This is a genomic window from Bradyrhizobium sp. B025 (genome assembly GCF_042257955.1).
Taxonomy (GTDB): Bacteria; Pseudomonadota; Alphaproteobacteria; order Rhizobiales; family Xanthobacteraceae; genus Bradyrhizobium; species Bradyrhizobium diazoefficiens.
The window spans coordinates 6,528,114-6,551,342 of sequence record NZ_CP170150.1; the positions used below are offsets into that span (position 1 = coordinate 6,528,114).

At 66.3% G+C, this 23,229-nt stretch carries 20 protein-coding genes and 1 other RNA gene; 4 read left to right on the forward strand and 17 right to left on the reverse strand.

What is annotated here, in order from left to right:
- Positions 1–60: 60 nt before the first annotated feature.
- From ACE10W_RS30710 to rsmH, 12 genes are all read right to left on the reverse strand, one after another.
- Positions 61–1,047, reverse strand: a complete 987-nt coding sequence (locus tag ACE10W_RS30710) for a D-alanine--D-alanine ligase (RefSeq protein ID WP_375762307.1) — start codon at positions 1,045–1,047, stop codon at positions 61–63.
- 156 nt (positions 1,048–1,203) lie between these two features.
- Entirely contained in the window at positions 1,204–2,121 is a 918-nt protein-coding gene (murB, locus tag ACE10W_RS30715) for a UDP-N-acetylmuramate dehydrogenase (RefSeq protein WP_211433520.1), read from the reverse strand.
- Positions 2,122–2,313: 192 nt separating this feature from the next.
- Positions 2,314–3,717, reverse strand: a complete 1,404-nt coding sequence (gene murC, locus ACE10W_RS30720) for a UDP-N-acetylmuramate--L-alanine ligase (RefSeq protein WP_060908604.1) — start codon at positions 3,715–3,717, stop codon at positions 2,314–2,316.
- A gap of 289 nt (positions 3,718–4,006) precedes the next feature.
- On the reverse strand, positions 4,007–5,107 hold the full coding sequence (murG, locus tag ACE10W_RS30725; RefSeq protein WP_211433521.1) for an undecaprenyldiphospho-muramoylpentapeptide beta-N-acetylglucosaminyltransferase: 1,101 nt from the start codon (positions 5,105–5,107) through the stop codon (positions 4,007–4,009).
- Positions 5,108–5,301: 194 nt separating this feature from the next.
- Positions 5,302–6,453 carry a putative lipid II flippase FtsW gene (gene ftsW / locus ACE10W_RS30730; RefSeq protein ID WP_028176246.1) on the reverse strand — a complete coding sequence of 384 codons (1,152 nt, stop codon included), beginning with the start codon at positions 6,451–6,453 and terminating at the stop codon, positions 5,302–5,304.
- Positions 6,454–6,689: 236 nt separating this feature from the next.
- Positions 6,690–8,090, reverse strand: coding sequence for a UDP-N-acetylmuramoyl-L-alanine--D-glutamate ligase (gene murD / locus ACE10W_RS30735; protein WP_375762308.1), 1,401 nt, complete (start codon positions 8,088–8,090; stop codon positions 6,690–6,692).
- 112 nt (positions 8,091–8,202) lie between these two features.
- Entirely contained in the window at positions 8,203–9,306 is a 1,104-nt protein-coding gene (mraY, locus tag ACE10W_RS30740) for a phospho-N-acetylmuramoyl-pentapeptide-transferase (RefSeq protein WP_011089345.1), read from the reverse strand.
- 169 nt (positions 9,307–9,475) lie between these two features.
- On the reverse strand, positions 9,476–10,855 hold the full coding sequence (murF, locus tag ACE10W_RS30745) for a UDP-N-acetylmuramoyl-tripeptide--D-alanyl-D-alanine ligase (RefSeq protein ID WP_375762309.1): 1,380 nt from the start codon (positions 10,853–10,855) through the stop codon (positions 9,476–9,478).
- The gene (locus ACE10W_RS30750; RefSeq protein WP_375762310.1) at positions 10,852–12,309 is read right to left on the reverse strand and encodes a UDP-N-acetylmuramoyl-L-alanyl-D-glutamate--2,6-diaminopimelate ligase; all 1,458 of its coding nucleotides are present in this window, start codon (positions 12,307–12,309) and stop codon (positions 10,852–10,854) included. The genes murF and ACE10W_RS30750 overlap by 4 nt, the downstream gene beginning before the upstream one ends.
- A 70-nt stretch (positions 12,310–12,379) precedes the next feature.
- Positions 12,380–14,122: a penicillin-binding protein 2 gene (locus ACE10W_RS30755; protein WP_028176250.1), complete on the reverse strand. Its 1,743-nt coding sequence runs from the start codon at positions 14,120–14,122 to the stop codon at positions 12,380–12,382.
- Positions 14,119–14,511: a hypothetical protein gene (locus tag ACE10W_RS30760; RefSeq protein WP_011089349.1), complete on the reverse strand. Its 393-nt coding sequence runs from the start codon at positions 14,509–14,511 to the stop codon at positions 14,119–14,121. Before ACE10W_RS30760 ends, ACE10W_RS30755 begins: the two co-directional genes overlap by 4 nt.
- Before the next feature lie 3 nt (positions 14,512–14,514).
- The gene (gene rsmH, locus ACE10W_RS30765; protein ID WP_375762311.1) at positions 14,515–15,504 is read right to left on the reverse strand and encodes a 16S rRNA (cytosine(1402)-N(4))-methyltransferase RsmH; all 990 of its coding nucleotides are present in this window, start codon (positions 15,502–15,504) and stop codon (positions 14,515–14,517) included.
- Between the two features lie 510 nt (positions 15,505–16,014).
- Here rsmH and ACE10W_RS30770 point away from each other — a divergent pair.
- Entirely contained in the window at positions 16,015–16,794 is a 780-nt protein-coding gene (locus ACE10W_RS30770) for an N-acetylmuramoyl-L-alanine amidase (RefSeq protein ID WP_039185808.1), read from the forward strand.
- A 113-nt stretch (positions 16,795–16,907) separates the two neighbouring features.
- Here ACE10W_RS30770 and ACE10W_RS30775 read toward each other — a convergent pair whose 3' ends face one another.
- Together ACE10W_RS30775 and ACE10W_RS30780 are read right to left on the reverse strand one after the other, a co-directional pair.
- A complete protein-coding gene (locus tag ACE10W_RS30775; RefSeq protein WP_375762312.1) occupies positions 16,908–18,146 on the reverse strand; it encodes an RNA polymerase sigma factor in 1,239 nt (412 codons plus the stop codon).
- Complete coding sequence (locus ACE10W_RS30780; RefSeq protein WP_011089353.1) at positions 18,143–18,493, reverse strand: YciI family protein; 351 nt, start codon at positions 18,491–18,493, stop codon at positions 18,143–18,145. The genes ACE10W_RS30775 and ACE10W_RS30780 overlap by 4 nt, the downstream gene beginning before the upstream one ends.
- A 148-nt stretch (positions 18,494–18,641) precedes the next feature.
- On the opposite strand from ACE10W_RS30780, the gene rnpB reads away from it, so the two are divergent.
- Positions 18,642–19,068, forward strand: an RNA gene (gene rnpB / locus ACE10W_RS30785) — RNase P RNA component class A.
- A 247-nt stretch (positions 19,069–19,315) separates the two neighbouring features.
- On the opposite strand, the gene ACE10W_RS30790 is transcribed toward rnpB, so the two are convergent.
- Together ACE10W_RS30790 and ACE10W_RS30795 are read right to left on the reverse strand one after the other, a co-directional pair.
- Positions 19,316–20,029, reverse strand: coding sequence for an alpha/beta fold hydrolase (locus ACE10W_RS30790; RefSeq protein ID WP_028176253.1), 714 nt, complete (start codon positions 20,027–20,029; stop codon positions 19,316–19,318).
- Between the two features lie 70 nt (positions 20,030–20,099).
- A complete protein-coding gene (locus ACE10W_RS30795) occupies positions 20,100–20,528 on the reverse strand; it encodes a DUF983 domain-containing protein (protein WP_028176254.1) in 429 nt (142 codons plus the stop codon).
- A 79-nt stretch (positions 20,529–20,607) separates the two neighbouring features.
- Between ACE10W_RS30795 and ACE10W_RS30800 the strand changes: the two genes are divergently transcribed.
- The gene (locus ACE10W_RS30800) at positions 20,608–21,978 is read left to right on the forward strand and encodes a PLP-dependent aminotransferase family protein (RefSeq protein ID WP_162603757.1); all 1,371 of its coding nucleotides are present in this window, start codon (positions 20,608–20,610) and stop codon (positions 21,976–21,978) included.
- Positions 21,979–21,985: 7 nt separating this feature from the next.
- On the opposite strand, the gene ACE10W_RS30805 is transcribed toward ACE10W_RS30800, so the two are convergent.
- Positions 21,986–22,246: a hypothetical protein gene (locus ACE10W_RS30805; RefSeq protein ID WP_039186092.1), complete on the reverse strand. Its 261-nt coding sequence runs from the start codon at positions 22,244–22,246 to the stop codon at positions 21,986–21,988.
- A 228-nt stretch (positions 22,247–22,474) separates the two neighbouring features.
- Here ACE10W_RS30805 and ACE10W_RS30810 point away from each other — a divergent pair, with 228 nt between their 5' ends.
- Positions 22,475–23,218 (forward strand): sulfite exporter TauE/SafE family protein, encoded by a 744-nt coding sequence (locus tag ACE10W_RS30810; protein ID WP_375762313.1) that lies wholly within the window; start codon positions 22,475–22,477, stop codon positions 23,216–23,218.
- Positions 23,219–23,229 lie beyond the last annotated feature (11 nt).

Sequence of the window (23,229 nt, forward strand, 5' to 3'; positions counted from 1 at the left end):
TTACCGGATTTGGGGCCCAAAACGGGCCGTTTCGCCCGTTTGGCCGTTAACCAGTCCTAATTATTTCCGTACACCCCGCCCGGCGAGCTCGACCAGGCCGCGCAGGAAGTCGACGAACGCGATGCCCTCGGCCTTCAGCGCCTTGGGGTAGAGCGAGGACTTGGTCAACCCGGGGAGCGTGTTGGTTTCGAGATAGACGAGCCCCTTGGCCGAGACGATGAAGTCCGAGCGGGAATAGCCGGTGCAGGACATCGCCCGGTGCGCCAGCATCGCCTGCTGCTTCAGCGCGGCGGTGATCTCGGGCGTGAAACGGCCGGGGCAGATCTCCTGCGTCGTCGACAGAAGGTACTTTGCGGCGTAGTCGAAATTGCCCTCGCCCGGAATGATCTCGATCGGCGGCAGCGAGACGATCGAGCCGTCGGTGCGCTCCAGCACGCCGCAGGTCGCCTCGACGCCGGCGATATAGGGCTCGATCACATACTCCTCGTGCTTCGCGGCATTGCGGACGGCGACGAGGTCCTGCCTGGCGTTGACGAAGATCAGGCCATAGCTCGACCCGTCCCGCGCCGGCTTTGCGATCAGCCGGCCGTATTCGGCGAAGGCCTCGTCGATATCGTCCAGCGCGATGTTTGCGGGCGGCGTCACGCCGCCGAGCGCGGCGAAATGCTTGGCCGCGATCTTGTCGAAGGCGAGATGCGAGGAGGCCGAGCCCGAACCGGTGAACGGCACGCCGCGCGCCTCGCACATCACCTGCAATTCGCCGTTCTCGGCACATCCGCCATGCAGGCCGAGCACCAGCACGCGATCTTCCGCCTTGGCCTGGTCGAGCGCCTGCACCAGCGGAATGCCTGATGTGCCGGGCTTGAACTCGTCCTCGAACGGACGGGCATGTTCGAGCAACTGCTTCGACTGGACGACATGCACCCTGTCCTCGACGTCCCACCACCACAGATCGGCCTCGGGCAGCGCCTGATGCAGCGCCTGGGCCGAGGCAACCGAAACCAGACGCTCCCGGTTGGAGCCGCCGAAGAGGATGGTGATGCGCATGTTCATAGTCCGCAATCTCTCTAGTTCGTCATTCCGGGGCGCGACGAAGTCGCGAACTACGATGCGCAATTGCGCATCTGAGAATCCATCTCTCCACCGTCTCTGCCGCCCGATGGATTCCGGGCTCTCGCTTCGCGAGCCACGGAATGACGGTGATCATGAAACCCCGATCCGCTTGATTTCCCAATGTAGCTCAATTCCGGAATTCGCCTTCACGCGCGCGCGCACGGTCTCGCCCAGCGTCTCGATGTCGTGCGCGGTGGCATCGCCCGTGTTGATCAGGAAATTGCAGTGCATCTCGGAGACCTGCGCGCCGCCGACGCGCAAACCGCGACAGCCGGCAGCGTCGACCAGCTTCCAGGCGGAATGGCCGGGCGGATTCTTGAACGTCGAGCCGCCGGTCTTTTCGCGGATCGGCTGCGCGGTCTCGCGATGGCTCTGCACCTCCGCCATGCGCGCGCGGATCGCGTCCGCATCCTTGACCTCTCCACGAAAGCGCGCAGACGTGAAGATGATGGAGGGATCGACGCCGCTGTTGCGATAGACGAACTTCATGTCGGCATTGGAGAAGACGTGCTTCTTGCCGTCGCGCCCGACGCCTCGCGCCTCGATCAGCACGTCCTTGGTCTCACCGCCATTGGCGCCCGCGTTCATGCGCAGCGCGCCCCCGATCGTGCCGGGAATGCCGAAATAGAATTCGAGGCCGCCGATGTTGGCGGATGCCGCCACCTCCGCCACGCGCTTGTCGAGCGCGGCAGCGCCTGCGGTGACGATGTCACCGCTCGCGCTCGCTTCGCCAAAGGCGCGCGGCGCGAGGCGTATCACCACGCCCGCGATGCCGCCGTCGCGCACGATCAGGTTGGAGCCGACGCCGACGACGTAGACCGGAATGTCGGACGCGAGATGCGCGAGGAAATAAGCGAGATCGTCCTCGTCCGCCGGCGTGAACAGCACCTGCGCGGGGCCGCCGACGCGAAACCAGGTCAGCTCGGCCAGCGACTGGTTGGCCAGCAGCCGGCCGCGCAGATCAGGCATCGTCGCTTTGAGTGAGGGTGTGATGTCGGGGAAGCTCATGCGCGAACGCTCCCCAAAAGTGAGGGACGCAGACTGCTTCCGTACCCTCCCCCCTTGTGGGGGAGGGTAAGGGAGGGGGGTAGCCCCAAGCGAGATCGGAGTTCGTGGCTACCCCTCTCCCCCACCCTCCCCCACAAGGGGGGAGGGAGCGCACCATTCCGTGTGGCAAGCAACGAGTGCAGCATCGCCGCCCTACCCCAGCGCCTTCAATTCGCCGGGCAGTGCATAAGCCCATTGCGTGATGTTGCCGGCGCCAAGGCACACGACGAGATCGCCGGACTTCGCCAGCCCCTGGACGATGCCCGCGAGCTCCGGCGCCGCCGGCAGCGGGACCACCTCGCGATGCCCGTGGGCGCGCAGGCCCGCGACGAAATGATCGCGATCGATGCCCTCGATCGGCGCTTCGCCGGCGGCATAGACGTCGGCGACGATCACCGCATCGGCGTCGTTGAAGCAGGTGCAGAATTCTTCGAACAGCGACTGCAGGCGGGTGTAGCGATGCGGCTGCACCACGGCGACGATCTTGCCGTTGGTGGATTCCCGCGCCGCCTTCAGCACCGCCGCGATCTCGACGGGGTGGTGGCCGTAATCGTCGATCACGGTGACGCCGTTCCATTCGCCGGTCTTGGTGAAGCGCCGCTTGACGCCGCCGAAGCCGGCGATCGCGCTGCGGATCGCTTCGTCCGACACGCCGAGCTCGCGCGCGACCGCGATCGCGGCCGTGGCGTTGGAGGCGTTGTGCCGACCCGGCATCGGCAGCATCAGATCGGGAATCTCGTGCACGGCACCGGTCTTGCGATCGCGGAACGCGACCTTGAACTTCGATCCACCACCCATCGGGGTGAGGTCGACCAGCCGCACATCGGCCTGCGGATTCTCGCCATAGGTGATGATGCGGCGATCCTCGATCTTGCCGACGAGACTCTGCACCACGGGATGGTCGATGCACATCACCGCAAAGCCGTAGAACGGCAGGTTCTCGACGAAATGGCGGAAGGCGTCCTGCACCGCCTCGAAGGTCTTGAAGTGATCGAGATGCTCGGGGTCGACATTGGTGACGATCGCGACATCGGTCGGCAGCTTCAGGAACGTGCCGTCACTCTCGTCCGCTTCCACCACCATCCAGTCGCCGGCGCCGAGGCGCGCGTTGGAGCCGTAGGCGTTGATGATGCCGCCGTTGATGACGGTGGGATCGAGACCGCCGGCATCGAGCAGCGTTGCAACCATCGTCGTCGTGGTGGTCTTGCCGTGCGTGCCGGCAATCGCGACGCAGCTCTTCAGCCGCATCAGCTCGGCCAGCATCTCGGCGCGGCGCACCACGGGAATGCGACGTTCGCGCGCCGCCATCAATTCCGGATTGTCGCGCTTGATCGCGGTGGAGACCACGACGACCTCGGCGCCGTCGACATTCTCGGCCTTGTGGCCGACCGAGACCTTGGCGCCCTTCTTGCGCAGACGGTCGAGATTGTAGTTGTCGGAGGCGTCCGAGCCCTGCACGGCATAGCCGAGATTGACCAGCACCTCGGCGATCCCGCTCATGCCGATCCCGCCGATCCCGACGAAGTGGATGGGTCCGATCTCGCGCGGCAGTCTCATGCTCTATCCCGTCGTTCGGTCGTCATGCCCGGGCTTGTCCCGGGCATCCACGAATCCCAGCGTCTTTCTTGCAAGACGTGGATGCATAGGCACTCGGTATACCGAGTGCCGTCATTTTTAAAAGAACCAAGTCGGATAAATCCGACTTGGTCGGACAAGCCCGGCCATGACGAGTAACATTCAAAAGTCGGCCCTTTTTCGTCATTCCGGGGCGCTCGCAACGCGCGCGAACCCGGAATCTCGAGATTCCGGATCGGTCCGCCTTGCGGCCCGTCCGGAATGACGAGTGCTAAAGGCCCGCGACCTTGACCACCAGATTGGCCAGCCGCTCGGCGGCATCGAGCCGCCCCGCCCCCTTCGCGGCCGCGGCCATGGCGGTAAGGCGCGCCGGCTCGGCGGCCAGGGCGGAGATTTCGGAAGCCAACCGATCCGAGGTGAACTCGGTCTGCGGGATGCGGATCGCGCCATCGACCTTGGCCAGCACGCCGGCATTGGCGAACTGGTCCTGGTCGATCGAGCCCGGCAGCGGCACCAGGATCGAGGGCCGGCCGATGGCGGCGAGCTCGGCGACCGTGCCGGCGCCGGAGCGCGACACCACCAGATGGTTGGAAGCGAGCCGCGCCGGCAGATCGGTGAAGAACGGCGCGAGCTCGGCGTTGATCTTGAGCTTGTCGTAGACGGCGCGCACCCGATTCATGTCCTCGTCGCGCACCTGCTGGGTGAGGATGAGCCGGCCCCACAGCGCTGGCTCGAGCCGCTCGATCGCGCCCGGCACGATGTCGGCCATGATGCGCGCGCCCTGGCTGCCACCGACGACGAGCAGGCGCAGCGGACCGTTCGCCTCGGGCGCGGCATAGGGCACGGCGGCAGCGGCAAGGACCGCCGGCCGCATCGGCGTGCCGACGGTCGTGGTCTTGCCCGATAGCGCGGGGTCGCGGTCGAGCACGCCCGGCAAGGACGTCGCGATGGCGCGGACGCGGCTCGACAGAAACCGGTTGGCGCGGCCGAGCACCGCATTGGCGTCATGGATGATGCCGGGCACGCCGGCGAACTTTGCCGCGACCAGCGGCGGCAGCGTCGGATAGCCGCCGAAGCCGACGACGGCGACGGGCTTCAATCGCTTGATCAGGCTGTAGGCCGATAGCGTGCCGGCGGCGAGCGTGAGGCCGGCATAGGCGACTTGGAACGGATTGCGGCCGCGCGCGGTCTCGCTCGAGACGACGTCGATCATATCCTTGCTGAACAGCCCGCTATAGCGCAGCGCCCGCTCATCCGTGACGAGGCGGACGCGAAAGCCGCGCCGGATCAGCTCTACGCCGAGCGCCTCGGCCGGAAACAGATGGCCGCCGGTGCCGCCCGCGGCGAGAAGAATCAAAGGGGAGGTATCCATGAACGCCCTTTTACAAGGCCTCCGCCGTCATTGCGAGCCGGGCAACGAAGGTGCTCGTGCCCCGGGCGCAGCGCAGCGCGCCGCCCCTCGCGGCGTGGTGCGCTGCTGAACCGGGGCCTACTGGTGCGGCATTCTGGGTCCCGGCTCAGCGGAGCGTCACTTCGTGCCGCACCGCGTCCGGGACACGAGAGCGGTCACGCGTAGCTGCGCATCGCTTCGGCGTGGCCGCTTGCCTCGACCTCGGTGCGCGGGCGCAGCCGCGTCAGCGCCAGCATCATGCCGACGCCATAGGCGAGCGACACGATCGAGGAGCCACCATAGGAGATGAAGGGCAGCGTCATGCCCTTGGCGGGGATGAGCTGAAGGTTGACCGACATGTTGATCGCCGCCTGCACGCCGAACAGGATCGCAAGGCCGGAGGCCGCAAAGCGCGAGAACATGTCCTCATTGGCGTAGGCCCGCGACAGCGTGCGGATGACGACGAAGGCGAACAGCGCCAGCATGGCAAGGCACAGGATGATGCCGAACTCTTCGGCGGCAACCGCGAACACGAAGTCGGTATGACTGTCCGGCAGGCTGCGCTTGGCGATGCCCTCGCCCGGTCCGAGCCCGAACCAGCCGCCGTTGTAGAAGGCCTCCATGGCGGTATCGACCTGGAAGGTATCGCCCGAGGCCGGATTCATGAAGCGCTTGATGCGGCCGGCGACGTGCGGGACGAACAAATAGGCGCTGAACAGCCCGGCGGCGCCGAGACCGGCGAGCCCGAACACCCAGATCATGCGCATGCCCGCGATGAAGAACAGCGAACCCCACACCATCAGGATCAGCATGGTCTGGCCGAAGTCGGGCTCCATCACCAGCAGCGAGACCAGCATCAGGAGCAGCACCAGCGCCATCGAGGTCGCCGGCATCTCAGGCCGCCTGGTCGATTCCGCGAACAGCCAGGCAGCAATGACGACGAACGATGGCTTTGCGATTTCGGAGGCCTGGATGTTGACGCCGAGCAGCGTGATCCAGCGCCGCGAGCCCTTCACTTCGGGGCCGATCGCGAGCGTCACCGCGATCAGGATGATGCTGACCGCGAAGATGAGTAGCGCGCTTCGCCGGATCGCGCGCGGCGACAGGAAGGAGACGCCGAGCAGCACCAGGCAGGACGGCGCCAGGAACATCACGTGCCGGCTGAAGAAGTGGAACGGGTCGAGCCCGATGCGGGTCGCAACCGGCGGGCTCGCCGCCAGCGACAGGATCACGCCGGTCAGCATCAGCGCCAGGATGGCGCCCATCAGCGGCTTGTCGACGGTCCACCACCACTCGGAAAAGGGGGTGCGTTCTTCACGGGAGAGCATGGGCGGCCGCTTTCGGACAGAGGTCGGTCCATTGGTCGCCGAGGTTGGTTACCGGGGGGTTAAGGAAAAGCGGATGTTTCGAGATAGGGGGAGCGCTCACCTCACATGCTCGTCATGCCCCGCGCAGGCGGGGCATCCAGTACGCCGCGGCCGCTCGGCTCAAGCACCGTCTCTGGGATACTGGGTCGCCCGGTCAAGCCGGACGACGACAGCGGAGATGTGGAGCCAGTGCACCCTCACACCACCGGCTTCACACCCGGCAGCGCCTGCACCAGCTCGCGGAACTTGGTGCCGCGGATCTCGAAGTTGCGGTACTGGTCGAAGGACGCGCAGGCCGGCGACAGCAGCACGACCGCGTCGGTGAGACCCGAGGCTTCCGCATCGCGCGCAGCGTGCTCGACGGCAACGTCGAGCGTCTGGCTGATCTCGTGGGCGACCTGTGTCCCCAGCGTGCCGGAAAACTCCTGCGCGGCTTCGCCGATCAGATAGGCCTTGCGGATGCGCGGGAAGTAGCCGGTCAGGCTGGTGATACCGCCCGCCTTCGGCTTGCCGCCGGCGATCCAGAAGATTTCCGAAAAGGACGACAGCGCATGCGCGGTGGCATCCGCATTGGTGCCCTTGGAGTCGTTGACGAACAGCACGTTGCCGCGGCGGCCGACCTGCTCCATGCGATGCGCGAGGCCCGGAAAGCTGCGCAGGCCGTCCTGGAGCACCTCAAAGCTGATGCCCATCGCGAGCGCCGCGGCGGCGGCGCAGGCCGCGTTCTGCGCGTTGTGCAGGCCGCGCAGCGAACCGATGCCGCCGAGCTTGGCGACTTCGCTGCGGGCGCCGCCCGCGGTGCGCACGATGGTGCCGTGCTCGACATGGATTCCGCTCGCCAGCGGGTTCTTGACGGAAATGCGCACCACGTTCTTACCGGCGCGGTCGAGCCGGTCGGCGATGTCGCGGCAATAACCGTCGTCGACGCCGACGATCGAGGTGCCGCCTGCCTGCACGCCCGCAACAAGGCGCTCCTTCACCGCGGCGTAGTGCGCGATGGTGCCGTGGCGGTCGATGTGGTCTTCGCTGACATTGAGCAGGATGCCGACGGAGGGATCGAGCGAGGGCGTGAGGTCGATCTGGTAGGACGACATCTCGATGACGTGGACGCGGCCCGTGCGCGGCGGCTCCAGCGACAGGATCGCGGTGCCGATATTGCCGCCCATCTGGGTATCGTAGCCGGCGACCTTGGTCAGGTGCGCGATCAGCGCCGTCGTGGTCGACTTGCCGTTGGTGCCGGTGATGGCGACGAACGGTGCATCCGGCGCGTGCCGCCGCCGCTCGCGGCAGAACAGCTCGATGTCGCCGATGACTTCGACACCGGCCTCGCGCGCCTTCAGCACGCTCCAGTGCGGCACGGGATGGGTCAGCGGCACGCCGGGTGCGAGCACCAGCGTTGCGAAACCGGCCCACGAGACGTCGCGCAAGTCCGCGGTGATGAAGCCGGCCTGCGCGGCCTTGGCGACGTTCTCGGCATTGTCGTCGGCGGCGATCACCTCGGCGCCGCCCGCTTTCAACGCGTGACAGGACGCGAGCCCCGAACCGCCGAGGCCGAACACCGCGACTGTCTTGCCGGCGAAGGACGTAACCGGGATCATGACCTCGCCCTCGTCATTCCGGGGCTCGCGAAGCGAGAACCCGGAATCTCGAGATTCCGGATCGCCGCTTCGCGTCGTCCGGAATGACAGCGAAAATCAACCACCATAGAAGTCACCGCAGCTTCAGCGTCGACAGGCCGGCCAGCGCCAGCATCACCGAGATGATCCAGAAGCGGATCACGATCTGCGGCTCGGTCCAGCCGAGCTGCTCGAAATGGTGGTGGATCGGCGCCATGCGGAAGATGCGTTTTCCGGTGAGCTTGAACGACACCACCTGCACGATGACGGAGACCGCCTCCAGCACGAACAGGCCGCCGATCACCGCGAGCACGATCTCGTGCTTCACCGCGACCGCGATCGCGCCCAGCATGCCGCCGAGCGCCAGCGAGCCGGTGTCGCCCATGAAGATCGAAGCCGGCGGCGCGTTGAACCAGAGGAAGCCGAGGCCGGCGCCCAGCAGCGCGCCGCAGAGCACGGCGAGCTCGCCGGTGCCGGCGACATATTTGATCTGGAGGTAGTCGGCGAACACCGCGTTGCCGGCGAGATAGGCGATCATCGCAAAGCTCGCGGTCGCGATCATCACGGGCACGATGGCGAGGCCGTCGAGACCGTCGGTGAGATTCACCGCATTGCCGGCGCCGACGATGACGAAGGCGCCGAACACGACGAAGAACCAGCCGAAATGCAGCACGGTGTCCTTCAGGAAGGGAATCGTCAGCGCGGTGGACGCGGGATCGCGGTTCAAGCGTACCAGCGCGTAGCAGGCCACCAGCGCGATCGCCGCCTCGATCAGCAGGCGAAGTTTGCTGCCGAATCCGGTCGTGGTCTGCTTGGTCACCTTGAGGTAGTCGTCATAGAAGCCGACGAAGCCGAAACCGAGCGTCACCGCCAGCACGATCCAGACATACGGGTTGAGCGGATTGGCCCACAGCACCGTGCCGACCGTGAGGCCGGACAGGATCATCAGCCCGCCCATGGTGGGCGTGCCCTTCTTGGCGAGATGCGATTGCGGACCATCGGTCCGGATCGGCTGGCCCTTGCCCTGGCGGATGCGCAAATGATCGATGATCCAGGGCCCGAACAGGAACACGAACAGCGCGCCGGTGACCACCGCGCCGCCGGTGCGGAAGGTGATGTAGCGGAAGACGTTCAGGAAGGTGCGAAAGGCACCGAAGCCCGGAAATGTGTTGGAGAGCTCGATCAGCCAGTAAAACATTCAGACGGTCCTATGGCGCCTTTCGCACGCGGCCTTGTTATCGGCCTTGGCCTTATCGACGTGCCTCACGCGCATTCGCTGGTCTTCATCATGGGTCGGGCGACCTGTGGGAAAACGGACGGCTTCGCGCCGAAAAGGGAGGATTCGGAAACAGCGCCTTCCAAGCAGTTTACGCCTTTGCCTGCAAGGCGGCCACTAGGCCCGGCACAAACTTGTTGACCCAGAACATCTTCTTGCTGCCCTTGACAACCACCACATCGCCTGCCTTCAGCAGGCTTGCGACCTCGCCCGGCTTCAGCGTGGCGGGATCGTCGTGCCAGCCAAGCGCCTTGCCCGATGGAAGCACCTCGAAGAGGTGACGCATGAGGGGGCCGACACAGTACACACCGTCGATGCCGTCCAAATGCTTGGTGAGGCCGGTGTGGTAGCTTGGTGCGTCATCGCCCAGTTCCAGCATATCGCCGAGCACGGCAATGCGGCGGCCGCCGGTTACGTTGCGCGCCTGCAGGCTTTGCAGCGCAGCAGCCACGCTGGCCGGGTTGCCGTTGAAGCTGTCGTCGATCACGGTGACACCGCCGACCGCCTGCTCGACGCCGCGGCCGGTCATGATGCCGACCCGATCGAGCTTGATCGCGAGCGTCGCGGCATCGAGGTTCGCCGCGCGGATCGAAGCGAGCGCGGCGAGCGCATTCTGCACGCGGTGCGGCGCGCCCGGCGTCAGGCTGAAGGCGATCTGCTTCTTGCCGATCATCGCCACGACCTGCCAGCTCTCGCCATGCGGCGCGTGCGTGACCTCGTGCACCTCGGCATGCTCGCCGAAGCGTACCACCTTGCCCTTCCATTCGGACGCCTTGAGCCCGGCGGGCAGCACCAGCACGCCGTCCTCGGGCAGGCCGAGCGCGATCGACACCTTCTCGCGCCGGATCGCCTCCAGCGAGCCGAGCTTTTCCAGATGCACGGGCTGGACGTTGACGACGAGCGCGACCGTCGGCCGCGTCAGCTCGCTGAGCCGCGCGATCTCGCCCGTCTGGTTCATGCCCATCTCGACGACCCAGAGGCTGGCATCGGGCCGCGCATTGCACAGTGTCAGCGGCACGCCCCAGAAATTGTTGAAGCTCGACGGGCTGGCATAGGCGTTCGGATAGGCCGCCAGAAATTCCTTGGTGCTGGTCTTGCCCGCGCTGCCGGTGAGCCCGATCACCGGCCCGTTGAAGCGCGCGCGTGCGGCGCGCGCGAGGCCCCAGAGGCCGTCGATCAGCGTGTCCTTCACGACGATCTGCGGGACGCGGATGCCCGCGATCTCGTGCGGCACGATCATCGCGGCCGCGCCCGCGGCTTCCGCCTTGTCGGCGAATTCCCAGCCGTCGCGCGCGCTGGCGAAGGCCGAGATGAAGCCGCCGCTCGGCGTGCCGCTGAGCGCGACGAACAGGCTGCCGGGCTTCACCAGGCGGCTGTCCTGCGTCACGAAGTCGATCGGCGTGTCCGGGAATGATCCGGCAGCGCCCAGCGCGCGCGCGACCTCCGCAACCGTCCATATTGGCGCGCTCATGCAACCCTCGACGCTAGGGCGGCGGCAACCGCCTCGTGATCACTGAAGGGCAACACCTCGCTGCCGACGATCTGCCCGGTCTCGTGGCCCTTGCCGGCGATGAGCAGCGCATCGCCCTGTTCCAGTTCCTCGATCGCGGCGCGGATCGCCGCGGCGCGGTCGCCGATCTCGCGGGCGCCTTTTGCGGTGGCGAGGATCGCCGCGCGGATCGCTTCGGGCTGCTCACTGCGCGGATTGTCGTCGGTGATGATGACGCCGTCGGCATTCTCCGCGGCGATCTCGCCCATGATCGGACGCTTGCCGGCATCGCGGTCGCCGCCGGCGCCGAACACGACGACCAGCCTGCGCTTGGCGTAAGGCCGCAGCGCCTGCAACGCCTTCGCCAGCGCGTCGGGCTTGTGCGCATAGTCGACGAAGATCGGCGCGCCGTTGCGCTCGCCGACGCGCTCGAGCCGGCCCTTGGCACCTTCGAGATGTTCGAGGCTCGCGAACACGTTGGCGGCATCGCTGCCGGTGCCGATCGCGAGGCCGGCCGACACCAGCGCATTCTCGATCTGGAATTCGCCGGCGAGCGGCAGCCGGACCACATAACGCTTGCCGCAATGTTCAAGTGCGAGCTTTTGCGAGAAACCCTCGACCTCGACACCGGCGAGACGGATGCCCTCGCCTGCCCCGTCGCCGTTGCGGCCGACCGCCATCACGCGCAGGCCACGCGCCTTCGCGGCACTGATCGCTTCGGCCGAGCAATCATGATCGGCCGAAATCACGGCGGCGCCGCCAAGCGGGACCAGTTCGCGGAACAGCCGGAGCTTCGCCGCTAGATAATGCGCGACGGTCGGGTGGTAATCCATGTGGTCGCGCGACAGATTGGTGAAGCCGCCGGCGGAGACGCGCACGCCGTCGAGGCGATATTGATCGAGACCGTGCGAGGACGCCTCGAACGCAAGATGGGTGACGCCCTCGCGCGCGATCTCATCGATCTGCCGGTGCAGCGCGACCGGATCCGGCGTCGTCAGCGAGCCGTAGACGGTGCGCTTCGGCGACACGAGACCGATGGTGCCGATGCTGGCGGAGGCATGGCCCAGCCGCTCCCAGATCTGGCGCGTGAACGCCGCGACCGATGTCTTGCCGCTGGTGCCGGTCACCGCGACGATGGTCGCGGGCTGCGCGGGAAAAAATCTGGCGGCGGCCAGCGCCAGGGCGCGACGCGGATTGGGGACGGCGATGAACGGCACCTTGCCGCCACCGGGCGCATGATCGCCGACGATCGCAACCGCACCTGCGGCGACCGCCGCATCGATGAAGCGTGCGCCGTCGGTCTTGCTGCCCGCGAGCGCGAAGAAGAGATCGCCCGGCCTGACCACGCGGCTGTCGAGCGCAAGCCCCGTCACCTCGAGCGCCGCGATAGCGGGCTCGATTGCGGCGTCATTGCCTATGAGATCGCGCAGTTTCATGGTCGTCCAGTCGACATGCCGGAAAGCCGAAAACCTCCGACTCAGCACCGGCGATGGCCTACCCGGTTGATTACTGGGTTGTCCTGGATGCTGCAAGAATAAGGCGGTCGGACGGCGGCAGGTCGAATCGCGGCTCGATGCCCAAAAGCGGCGCGATCCGCTCGATCACCTTGCCGCCCGTGGGCACCGCGTTGAAGCCCGAGGTGATGAAGCCATGCGTCTCAGGCAGCGCCTGCGGCTCGTCCAGCATGACGAGAATCTGATATTTCGGATCGTCGGACGGCATGATCGCGGTGAAGGAGTTGAGCACCCGCTTCTTGGCATAGCGGCCGTTGATGACCTTCTCGGACGTGCCGGTCTTGCCGCCGACATAGTAGCCCTTCACGTCGGCGGATTTGGCAGTACCGATTTCGGCATTGAGCCGCATCAGATACCGCATCTTGTCGCTGGTCTCCTGCTTGATCACGCGCTTGGCCATCGCCCGCGCCTCGTCTTCGCTGCGTTTCATGAATGTCGGCGGAATCAGATAGCCGCCGTTCATCAGGGCGTTGATGCCCATCACCGCCTGGAGCGGCGCGACCGACAGGCCCTGACCGAACGCGATGGTGACCGTGTTCAGCTCACCCCAGCGGCGCGGCACCAGCGGAGCCGCGCTCTCCGGCAACTCGGTGCGCAGCCGCGTCAATTGTCCCATCTTGGCCAGGAACGCCTTGTGCGCCTCGACACCCTGGTTGAGCGCGATCCGCGCGGCACCGATGTTGGACGAGTAGGTGAACACTTCCTTGGTGTTGATGAACCGTCCGAGCGAGTGGCTGTCGTGGATGGTGAACTTGCCGTAGTGCAGGTTTCCACGCGCATCCCACGACGAGTTCAGATTGATCTTTCCGGAATCGAGAGCCATCGCCAGCGTGAACGCCTTGAACGTCGATCCCATTTCGTAGACGCCTGTGGTCAGGCGGTTGATGCGATCGGGATCGTGCGCTTCCTTCGGATTGTTGGGATCGAAGTCCGGCAGCGAGACCATTGCCACGATCTCTCCGGTCTTGACGTTGGAGATGATGCCGGAGGCCGCCTTGGCGTGGAACTTCTCCTTGGCCTTCAGCAATTCGTCGCGCAGCGCGTGCTCGACGCGGAGGTCGACCGAGAGCTCGATCGGCTTTTGCAGGCGGTCGGTGGCAAAGCCTGCGCGATGGAGATCGGCGAGCCCTTGATTGTCGAGCCACTTCTCCATGCCGGCGATGCCCTGGTTGTCGATATTGACGAGACCGATGAGGTGGGCGACCTCGTTGCCGGTCGGATAGACGCGCTTGTTCTCGCGCAGGAAGCCGATGCCGGGAATGCCGAGCTTGTGGATGTCCTGCTGCTGCTTCGGCGTGATCTCGCGCTTGAGCCAGACGAAGCCCTTGCGTGTCTTCAGGCGCTCGCGCACCTCGGCCTCGTCGAGGTCGGGCACGGTGGCGGTCAGGAGCTCGATCGCCTCGTCCTTGTCGATGATGCGGCGCGGCTCGCCGAACAGGCTCGCCGCCTTGACGTCGGTCGCAAGGATGGCGCCGTTGCGGTCGACGATGTCGGGCCGCGCCGTCGCAACCACCTCCTGCGCCGCCGCTCGGCGCGCACTGTGGGCGTCGGCACCGATCGCGAACATCACGAGCCGGCCACCGATCAGGGCGTAGACCGAGGCGAAGGCGAGCATCGCAAGTCCGACGCGCGCGCGCGCCTTCGCGGCGCGGTCGACGTTGCGCCCGTAGAGCAGGCTGCGGATCAGCCGCTGCCGCCAGGGCTCGGTGGGTTTTGCAGGCGTCGCCGGGCTCATTGCTTGTCCTCGGGCTGAGGCACGGAGCCCGTCACGGTATCGGGATCGCTCGCGGCTTCGATGGTGTTGAGCATGGCCCCGATCGGGTCGGGCTCGCCGGGCCTGAACATCCGCGGCGGGCGCTCGGGCAGGTTCTTCAGCGAGTCATATTGCGTGCCGTTGACCGGCTTGAGCGGCAGGTGCCGCTCGGACAGGCCTTGCAGGCGCAAGGGCGCATCGAGCTTGGCCCATTCGGAGCGGAGCGAGGCGATCGCATCGCGCTGCTCGCGGATTTCCGCATGCAGCCGCAACACCTTCTCCGTGCGCGCGGTGGAGTCCATCTTGATCCGGTAGACATAGGCCGCCGCGAAGATCAGCGCGCCGATGACGAGGAGGTGGATGAAGCGCATGCGCTAGCCTCCCCTCATCACGTCGGAGAGTCTTGGCCAGGACGAAGACTGATCGTCCTTGTGCGCCGGCGCCGAGGTGCGCTCCGCGGCGCGCAGTTTTGCCGAACGCGCGCGCGGGTTATGCGCAACTTCGTCCTCGCCGGCGACGACGGGCCGCCGCGTCAGGAGCTGGAAGCTCGGCGCGGTTTGCGCGACTTCCGGCAGGTGCCGCGAGCCGCCGCCGGTCTTCGACCGCTCGGCGAGGAAATTCTTGACGATGCGGTCTTCCAGCGAATGGAACGAGACCACCACGAGGCGTCCGCCGGGCTTGAGCACGCGCTCGGCCGCGGTGAGCGCGGCCTGGAGTTCCTCGAGCTCCTCGTTGACGAAGATGCGCAGGGCCTGGAACGTCCGCGTCGCGGGGTGAATGTCGCCGGGCTTGGAGCGAACCACCCTGCCGACGAGGTCGGCGAGCGCGCGCGTGGTCGTGAACGGCGTCTCCTGCCGGTCCGCGACGATGGCGCGGGCGACGCGGCGCGAATGCCGCTCCTCGCCGAGGAGATAGATGATGTCGGCGAGATCGGCTTCCGAGGCGCGCGCGACGACGTCGGCCGCGGTCGGGCCCGCCTGCCCCATCCGCATGTCGAGCGGACCGTCGAGGCGGAACGAGAAGCCGCGCCCGGCCTGGTCGAGCTGCATCGAGGACACCCCGACGTCCATCACGACGCCGTCCACGGCATCGACGCCTTGTGCCGCGCAGACTTCGGCGAGATGGGAGAAACGGTCCTCGACAAGTGTCAGCCTACCGGCGGAGCGTTCGACCAGCTCGGCGCCGCCTGCGATTGCGGTGCGGTCGCGGTCGATGGCGATCAGTCGGGTTCCAGGCACGTCGAGGATGGCGCGGCTGTAGCCGCCGGCGCCGAAGGTGGCATCGACATAGATCCCGCCCTCGCGCGGCGCGAGATGAGCGATGGCCTCGCGACCGAGCACGGGAATGTGAGGAGCGGAGCTCATGCGCCACGCCTGCCGAACAACCAAGCCAGATCCGGGGCGAGCCAGCCCATAACGCCTCGAATGATTCCGCGTCGCGGCGGTTCCACGACCCAACCCTTGTCCAGCATGGTTACCGAGCCCGGTCGTCCCCGGCCGCCAACCCAGTGTTCCCAGTGGAATTTGTCGGGCAGCCATGGGATTTCGAGCCAAAATACGCTTTGGCCGCCTCCGGACGCGGGTCGGCTCTTCATCCCTCAGTAACGGCCCTTAGCGTTAAGAAAGCGTTGATCGGCCCGTTACAAGTCGAAAAGGTGAAGCGGCAGTGATGCCTCATCCACACACCCGCCCAAAATGCATCCGTTAACCGCGACGCGCGATTGCGCACGGCGGAGGGTAAAGGAATAGTAAAGAGAAGGGCTTGGCCCTCTCCTATTCCGACTTGAGCTGTTTATGTCGTCCGGTTCGTCCACGCCATCTGGTTCTGATTCGAAGCGTCAACGCGTTCTCCCGGTTCCCAAGGCCGCGGCGAACATGCGGACGTTCGAGCCGGATTCGTCGATCGTCTCCGACATCATTCCTTCGCCGAACCATGGCGAGCGCAGCAAGGGACGCCAGCCGGACATGATCGTGCTGCATTACACCGGCATGCCCGACGTCGAGGGCGCGCTGGCGCGGCTGTGCACGGCGGGGACGGAAGTGTCGGCGCATTACGTCGTGCTCGAGGACGGCCGCATCGTGCAATGCGTGCCCGAGGCGAGGCGCGCCTGGCACGCCGGCGTCTCGTCCTGGGCCGGCGAGGACGATGTCAACTCCTGCTCGATCGGCATCGAGATCGTCAATCGCGGCCACGACTGGGGCTATCCGGAGTTTCCGCTGCGCCAGATCGCCGCCGTGATCGCGCTGTGCCGCGGCATCATGCTGCGCCGAAAAGTGCCGGCGCACCGCGTGCTCGGCCATTCCGACGTTGCGCCCGCGCGCAAGAAGGATCCTGGCGAGAAATTTCCGTGGCATTCGCTGGCCAATTCCGGCGTCGGGCACTGGGTCACGCCCACGCCCGTCGTGCGCGGCGAGAGCCTGATGCTCGGCACCATCAGCGACGAGGTGCTGAGCCTGCAGCAGGCGCTCGCGCGATACGGTTATGGCGTGCCGCTGACCGGCAAATACGACGCCGCGACCATGGAGGTCGTCACCGCCTTCCAGCGCCACTTCCGCCCGGCACGGCTGGACGGTGTTGCGGATCATTCGACACTGTCGACCTTGCAAGCGTTGCTGGCGAGCCTGCCGGACGGGACGGCGGTCGCGTCGAAGTGACGGCGTAGCCGTCATTCCGGGGCGCATGAAGTGCGAACTATGGTGCGCAATTGCGCACCTGAGAATCTCGAGATTCCGGGTTCGATGCTTCGCATCGCCCCGGAATGACGGTGCTAGTTGCCCATCTCCCTCATCCTTCGCGCATAGAGCCGCCGCAGCGGCTCGAGCTGCGTCGCTGCCGTCGCCGCGACATACGCCTCGCGCGCCTCGTCCTTGCGGCCGAGCCGTCGCAACAGATCCGCGCGCACCGCGGGCAGCAGCTCGTAGCCGCCAAGCCCGCCGCGTGCGGTGATCGCGTCGACGAGATCGAGCGCGCGCGCCGGGCCGTCGACCATCGAGATTGCGGCGGCGTGGTTGAGCTCGATCACCGGCGAAGGATTGATCCGCAGCAGCACCTCGTAGAGCCCGGCGATCTGCGGCCAGTCGGTCGCCTCAAAGCTCGGCGCGCGCGCATGCAGCGCGGCGATCGCGGCCTGCACCGCATAGGGTTGCGGCCGGCCGGGTATGCGCAGTGCGTCGTCCACGAGACGCAGACCCGCCTCGATCTGCGCGCGATCCCAGAGCGTGCGGTCCTGCTCTTCCAGCAGCACGATGTCGCCGGCCGACGTCGCGCGCCCGGCGCGGCGCGCGTCGTGCAGCAGCATCAAGGCCAGCAGGCCCTTGATCCCGGCCCGGTCAGGCATCAGCCGGTCGAGCAAACGGCCGAGCCTGATGGCTTCGACCGCGAGATCCGGCCGCATCAGGTCTGCGCCCGAGGTTGCGACATAGCCTTCGGTGAAGACGAGATAGATGACGGCGAGCACGCCGTCGAGCCGCTGCGCCAGCGCGTCGCGTTCGGGCACCTCATAGGGAATGCCGGCGAGCCTGATCTTCTGCTTGGCGCGGACGAGGCGCTGCGCCATCGCCTCCTCTCCGACGAGGAACGCGCGCGCGACCTGCGCGGTCGAGAGGCCGCAAACGGTGCGCAGCGTCAGCGCGACCTGGACCTCCGGCGCGAACGCGGGATGGCAGCAGGTGAAGATCAGCCGCAGCATGTCGTCGTCGAGCGTCGCCGGAGGCTCGTCGGGCGCCTGCGCGTTGAGCTCGAGCTCATGCACGAACGCCTGCTGCTTGCCGCGGAACACGGCCTGCCGCCGGATGCGATCAATCGCCTTGTTGCGGCCGACATTGACGAGCCAGGCGCGCGGATTATCGGGCACCTCGCCCGCCGACCAGCGTTCGAGCGCGACCGCGAAGGCATCCTGGAGTGCGTCCTCGGCGAGATCGAAATCGCCGACGAGGCGGATCAGCGTGGCAAGCACCCGCCCCGCCTCGTCGCGAAAGATCCGAGCGATGTCGGCAGGAGAGATCACTTGTAGATCATGACCGGCCTAACCTCGATGGATCCCTCCTTGGCCCCGGGAATCCGCGCGGCCAGCCCAATGGCGGTGTCGAGATCCTTGGCCTCGACCAGATAGTAGCCGCCGAGTTGCTCGCGGGTCTCGGCGAACGGACCGTCGGTGGTCAGGGTCTTGCCATCGCGAACGCGCACGGTGGTCGCGGTCGTGGTCGGCTGAAGCCCGTCGCCGGCCTTGAAATGGCCGCTCTGGACGATGGACTGCGTATAAGTGCCGTACTCCGCCGACATCGCCTGACGGTCTGCGGGGGTCATCTTGCTCAATTCCGCTTCGCTCCGGTAGATCAGCAGCAGATACTGCATCGCTTAACTCCTGTTGTTCGGGGGATCACCGACATCCAGTCGAACGGGGCGCACATCGAACGACATCTTCAGGATAAATTATTTGCAGATCGCGTGCGCGACGATCTCGGCTTGACGAAACCGTCACAAATGCCCATGCCTAACCCCGTCAGTCGGCCGGACGGCCGCTCCGGCAACGGTCGAAAGGCCGCCGGGGAGGAAAGTCCGGGCTCCCTTGACATACGGTGCCGGATAACGTCCGGCGGGGGCAACCCCAGGGAAAGTGCCACAGAGAACGAACCGCCCTGCTTCGCCTTCGGGCTTCGCAGGGTAAGGGTGAAAAGGTGCGGTAAGAGCGCACCGCGGCTGCGGCAACGGAGCCGGCATGGTAAACCCCACCGGGAGCAAAACCGAATAGGGACGGCGTAGCGGGCTGTTCGCGCAAGCGATAACGCCGCGGGGCGATGTCAGGCCCGCCGTCCGGGTAGGTTGCTCGAGGCCATGTGCAAACATGGCCCCAGAGGAATGGCCGTCACGTATCGTGCGCGCAAGCGAACGGTGCCCTACAGAACCCGGCTTACAGGCCGGCTGATGTTCTAAAGCGTTTTCGAGCGAAGTGGTTTTTCCGGCTCGCGTGAAGAAAACGCGTCTTACTAAGAAGTGACGAGGGGTTCGATGCTGACCGCATCGGACCCCTCACCATTTTGTCCGAGCGCGCAGCCATTCAAATGGTGTCATTCCGGGGCTCGCGAAGCGAGAACCCGGAATCCATCAGGCGGCAGAGACGGAGGAGAGATGGATTCCGGGTTCGTGCTGCGCACGCCCCGGAATGACGGCTGTGGGTCAGGCGGCGATCTCGTTCAACACCGCCATCAACGCCGCCGGCGCCGTCACGTTCGGCGCATGACTCGCGTCGAGCTCGAAATAGCGCCAGCCATCCTCGTTCTTCGTGCGCTTCGCGAACTGCCCGAACACGTCGCCCGGCGGAAAGCGCGTGCAATAGATGTAGCTGCGCGGCATGGCCGGCTCGCCATGCTCCAGCTTCAACTTCGTCTCGAAGCATTTGATCGGCATGTTGATGCGGCGCGCGTTGAGCCAGTCGAGATCGGCCTGCGGCGTATCCGGCGGCGGCGGGTTCGGCGGGATGCGGTAGCCATCGCCGGCGGCCGCCGCCTTGCGCATCGGCTCGCGCCCGCTCTCGTTGAGATCGAACAGCGACTGGCCGTCGCGCGGCACGAAGGCATCGAGATAGATCAGTTGCGTCACGCGCTCGCGTGCGCGGTCGGCAACGCCGGTCGCGACCATGCCGCCATAGCTGTGGCCGAGCAGCACGAGATCGCTGAGGTCCTCGAATTTGATGACGTTGAGGATGTCCCGGATGTGCGTCTCGAGATCGATCGCGGGATTGGCCAGATGCGCGCGCTCGCCGAGCCCGGTGTAGGTCGGCGCGACCAGGCGGTGGCCCGCCTGCGCCATCAGCGGATGCATCTTCTTCCAGGCCCATCCGCCGGACCACGCGCCGTGACAGAGCAGGAAGGTCTTCGCGCGTGCGGCCATCGGCGTTTCCATCGTTCTTGTTTGTACGATGGAGTGTAGTGGCCGCACGCGCGATGTAAACGCTACCCGCTCAGACCGCGCGCGTATTCACTTTTGCGAGGACGAGCGCACCGGCCTCGCGCCGCAACTTGCCAGCCTCAAAGCCATGCATGCCGATCTGCCATTGCAGGCCGACGATGGCGCCTTTGGTCGGTTGCAGCAACGCAAGCGAAGCGAACAGCGTCACCGGCAGCCACACGGCCAATTGCAGCCAGACCGGCGGGGCATAGGCGGTCTCGACCGCGAGGATCGCCGGGACCACGAGATGGCCGACCACGACCATTACGAGATAGGCCGGAAAGTCATCGGCGCGCTGATGGAACAGCTCTTCGCCGCAATGATCGCAGCTGTCTGCCACTTTCAGGAAGCGTCCGAACATGTGCCCTTCGCCGCAGTTCGGACACTTGCCGCGAAAACCGCGCCACATCGCCTTTGCCAGGGAAACCGAACCGGTCGTCATGACGACACCTCTTCCGTTCTGATGATCCATACAATAATATCCTGCATCCATACATTCAAAGGATATGGGCCTAAATTGCATGGATTGGACCCCTACAATCTCGGAGCTGAGCGGGCCGCGCTACCAGCGCATCGTCGATGCCATGGAGGCCGACATCGCAGCCGGCCGGCTGGTGCGCGGCCAGCAGTTGCCGACGCAGCGCGCGCTCGCAAAAGCGCTCGACATCGACCTCACCACGGTGACGCGCGCCTACACCGAGGCGCGGCGCCGCGGCATCCTGGAGGCCCGGGTCGGCCAGGGCTCGTTCGTATCGGAGACCAGCGCGCGCCGCGCGGTCGATCTGCCGCATCCCGTCGCGATCGACCTCTCGATGAACGTGCCGCCGCATCCGCTCGAGGCACAGCTCGACGAGCGCATCGTCGCAGGGCTGGAAGCTCTCCGCGCCCAATCGGGCCTGACCGCGTTCCTGAACTACCAGCCACCCGGCGGCAGCGTGCATGAGCGGGAGGTCGCAGCGCGCTGGATGCGCGCACGCGTCCCGCACGCGCATGCCGACAGGCTCGTGATCTTTCCCGGCACGCAGACCGTCCTGTTCAATCTGCTCGCCCATCTCGCGCGGCCCGGTGACATCGTGCTCACGGAAGCCCTCACCTTCCCCGGCATCAAGGCCGCCGCGGCGCGGCTCGGCGTCAAGCTCGTCGGCGTCGCCATGGATGACGGCGGCATCCTGCCCGATGCACTGGCGAAGGCCTGCCGTGTCCACAAGCCGAAGGCCGTCTATCTCATTCCGACGCTGCACAATCCGACCACCGCGACGCTTCTTCCCGAGCGGCGCAGCGCGATCGCCAGGATCATCCGCGATGCCGATACGATCCTGATCGAGGACGACGCCTACGGGCTGCTCGACCGCTCGGCGGCGCCGATCGCCAATCTCATTCCGGAGCGGACGTATCTCGCAACCACGCTGTCAAAATGCATCGCGCCGGCGCTGCGCGTTGCTTACCTCGTGACGCCCGACAACGCCGCGCAGCAGGAGATGCGTTCTTATTTGCAGGCCACCGTGCAGATGCCGGCGCCGCTGATGGTCGCGCTGGTGACGCATTGGCTCGAAACCGGCATCGCCGATCGCATCATCACCGCCATTCGCAACGAGGCAGTAGGCCGCCAGCAACTCGCGCAGCGCGCACTGAAAGGCCTTCAGTTTCTGGCCAAGCCCGCGGCCCATCATCTGTGGCTGCGGCTGCCGGAGGGCCGCCCCGATGTCGCGGCGCATCTGCTACGGAATGGACTCGCGGTCGTGGCCGGCGATGCCTTCACCGTCGACGGGACACCGCCGCATGCGGCACGCATCTCGCTGGGCGCAGCGCGCAACAGGGCGGAATTGACGGAGGCGTTGCGCATCCTGGTCGGCGCGCTGCACAAGCCCGCCGACACCAGGCAGATCGTCTAGCAGAAACCTATTGATGCTGGCGGCGATGGCGCGGGCGGACGACCGGCGTCATGCCTGACGGATAGGCCGCATAGGCCTCGCTCGGTGCCACCGTCTCGCCACGGGCTGCGCGTGCCGCGGGTGTGAGCTGGCCGCCATTGAGCACGTCGCGGTCGGGATGGGCGGCCTGATAGGCCGCGGGCTCCGAAAACTGCGCCTGTGCCAATGTCGGCATCAACGCCGCCGCCGACAGCAGCGCGGCCGCAACGGCAATGTTGGTGCGGGTCATGGTCATTCTCCACCTTCTTATTCGGGGCTGTCCGATCGGAGCGCACGATGGCGTCGGGCGGGCCTTTAGATTGAAGTACGACCATCATGTAGGCATGTCTTTCCCAAAAGCCCGACGCCGCAGATCACGCCTGCGTGCAGCATGGATTGACCTGCACGGCCGCACCCGTGCTATGCGGGCGGTGGCGATCAACAGTTCGGGATCGCCGGTGGCGACAAGGACAATCCGTTGGAAACCTACGGTTACGCGCTGCTGCCGCTCGGCGCATTGGCCGGCGGCTTCGTCTCGGGCCTGGCCGGGTTCGGCACGGCGCTGATGGCGCTCGGCATCTGGCTCTACGTGCTGCCGCCCTCGCTCGCGGTGCCCCTGGTGCTGATCTGCTCGGTGATCGCCCAGACCTCGACGCTGCCGTCGATGTGGAAGAGTTTTAACCTCTCGCTGGTCTGGCCGTTCCTGATCGGCGGGCTGATCGGGGTGCCGCTGGGGACCATGATGGTCGCCTCCGCCGATCCCAAGGTGTTCAAGCTGAGCATCGGCGTGCTGCTGCTGATCTTCTCGAGCGCGCTGTATCTGAACAAGAGGCCGCTCGCCATCACGTTCGGCGGCCGGATCGCCGACGGTGCGATCGGCTTTGCCGGCGGCATTCTGGGCGGCCTTGCCGGATTGTCGGGGCCGCTGCCGATCCTGTGGGCCAACATCCGCGGCTGGAACAAGCACGAGCGGCGCGGCATCTTCCAGCTCTTCAATTTCACCGTGCTCGCCACCGCGCTGGTGTTGCAGACGGCATCGGGCCTCGTCGCCTTCAAGGTGGTCTGGCTCGCGCTGGTCGCGTTTCCCGGCACGTTGATCGGCGCATGGGCCGGCGCACGCGTCTATCACGCGCTGAGCGACAAGCACTTTGGCGATGTCGTGCTCGGTCTGCTGTTCCTGTCGGGGCTCGGCCTCGTCTGGAACAGCCTTGGTGCGCATTAGCCTTCCTTGCG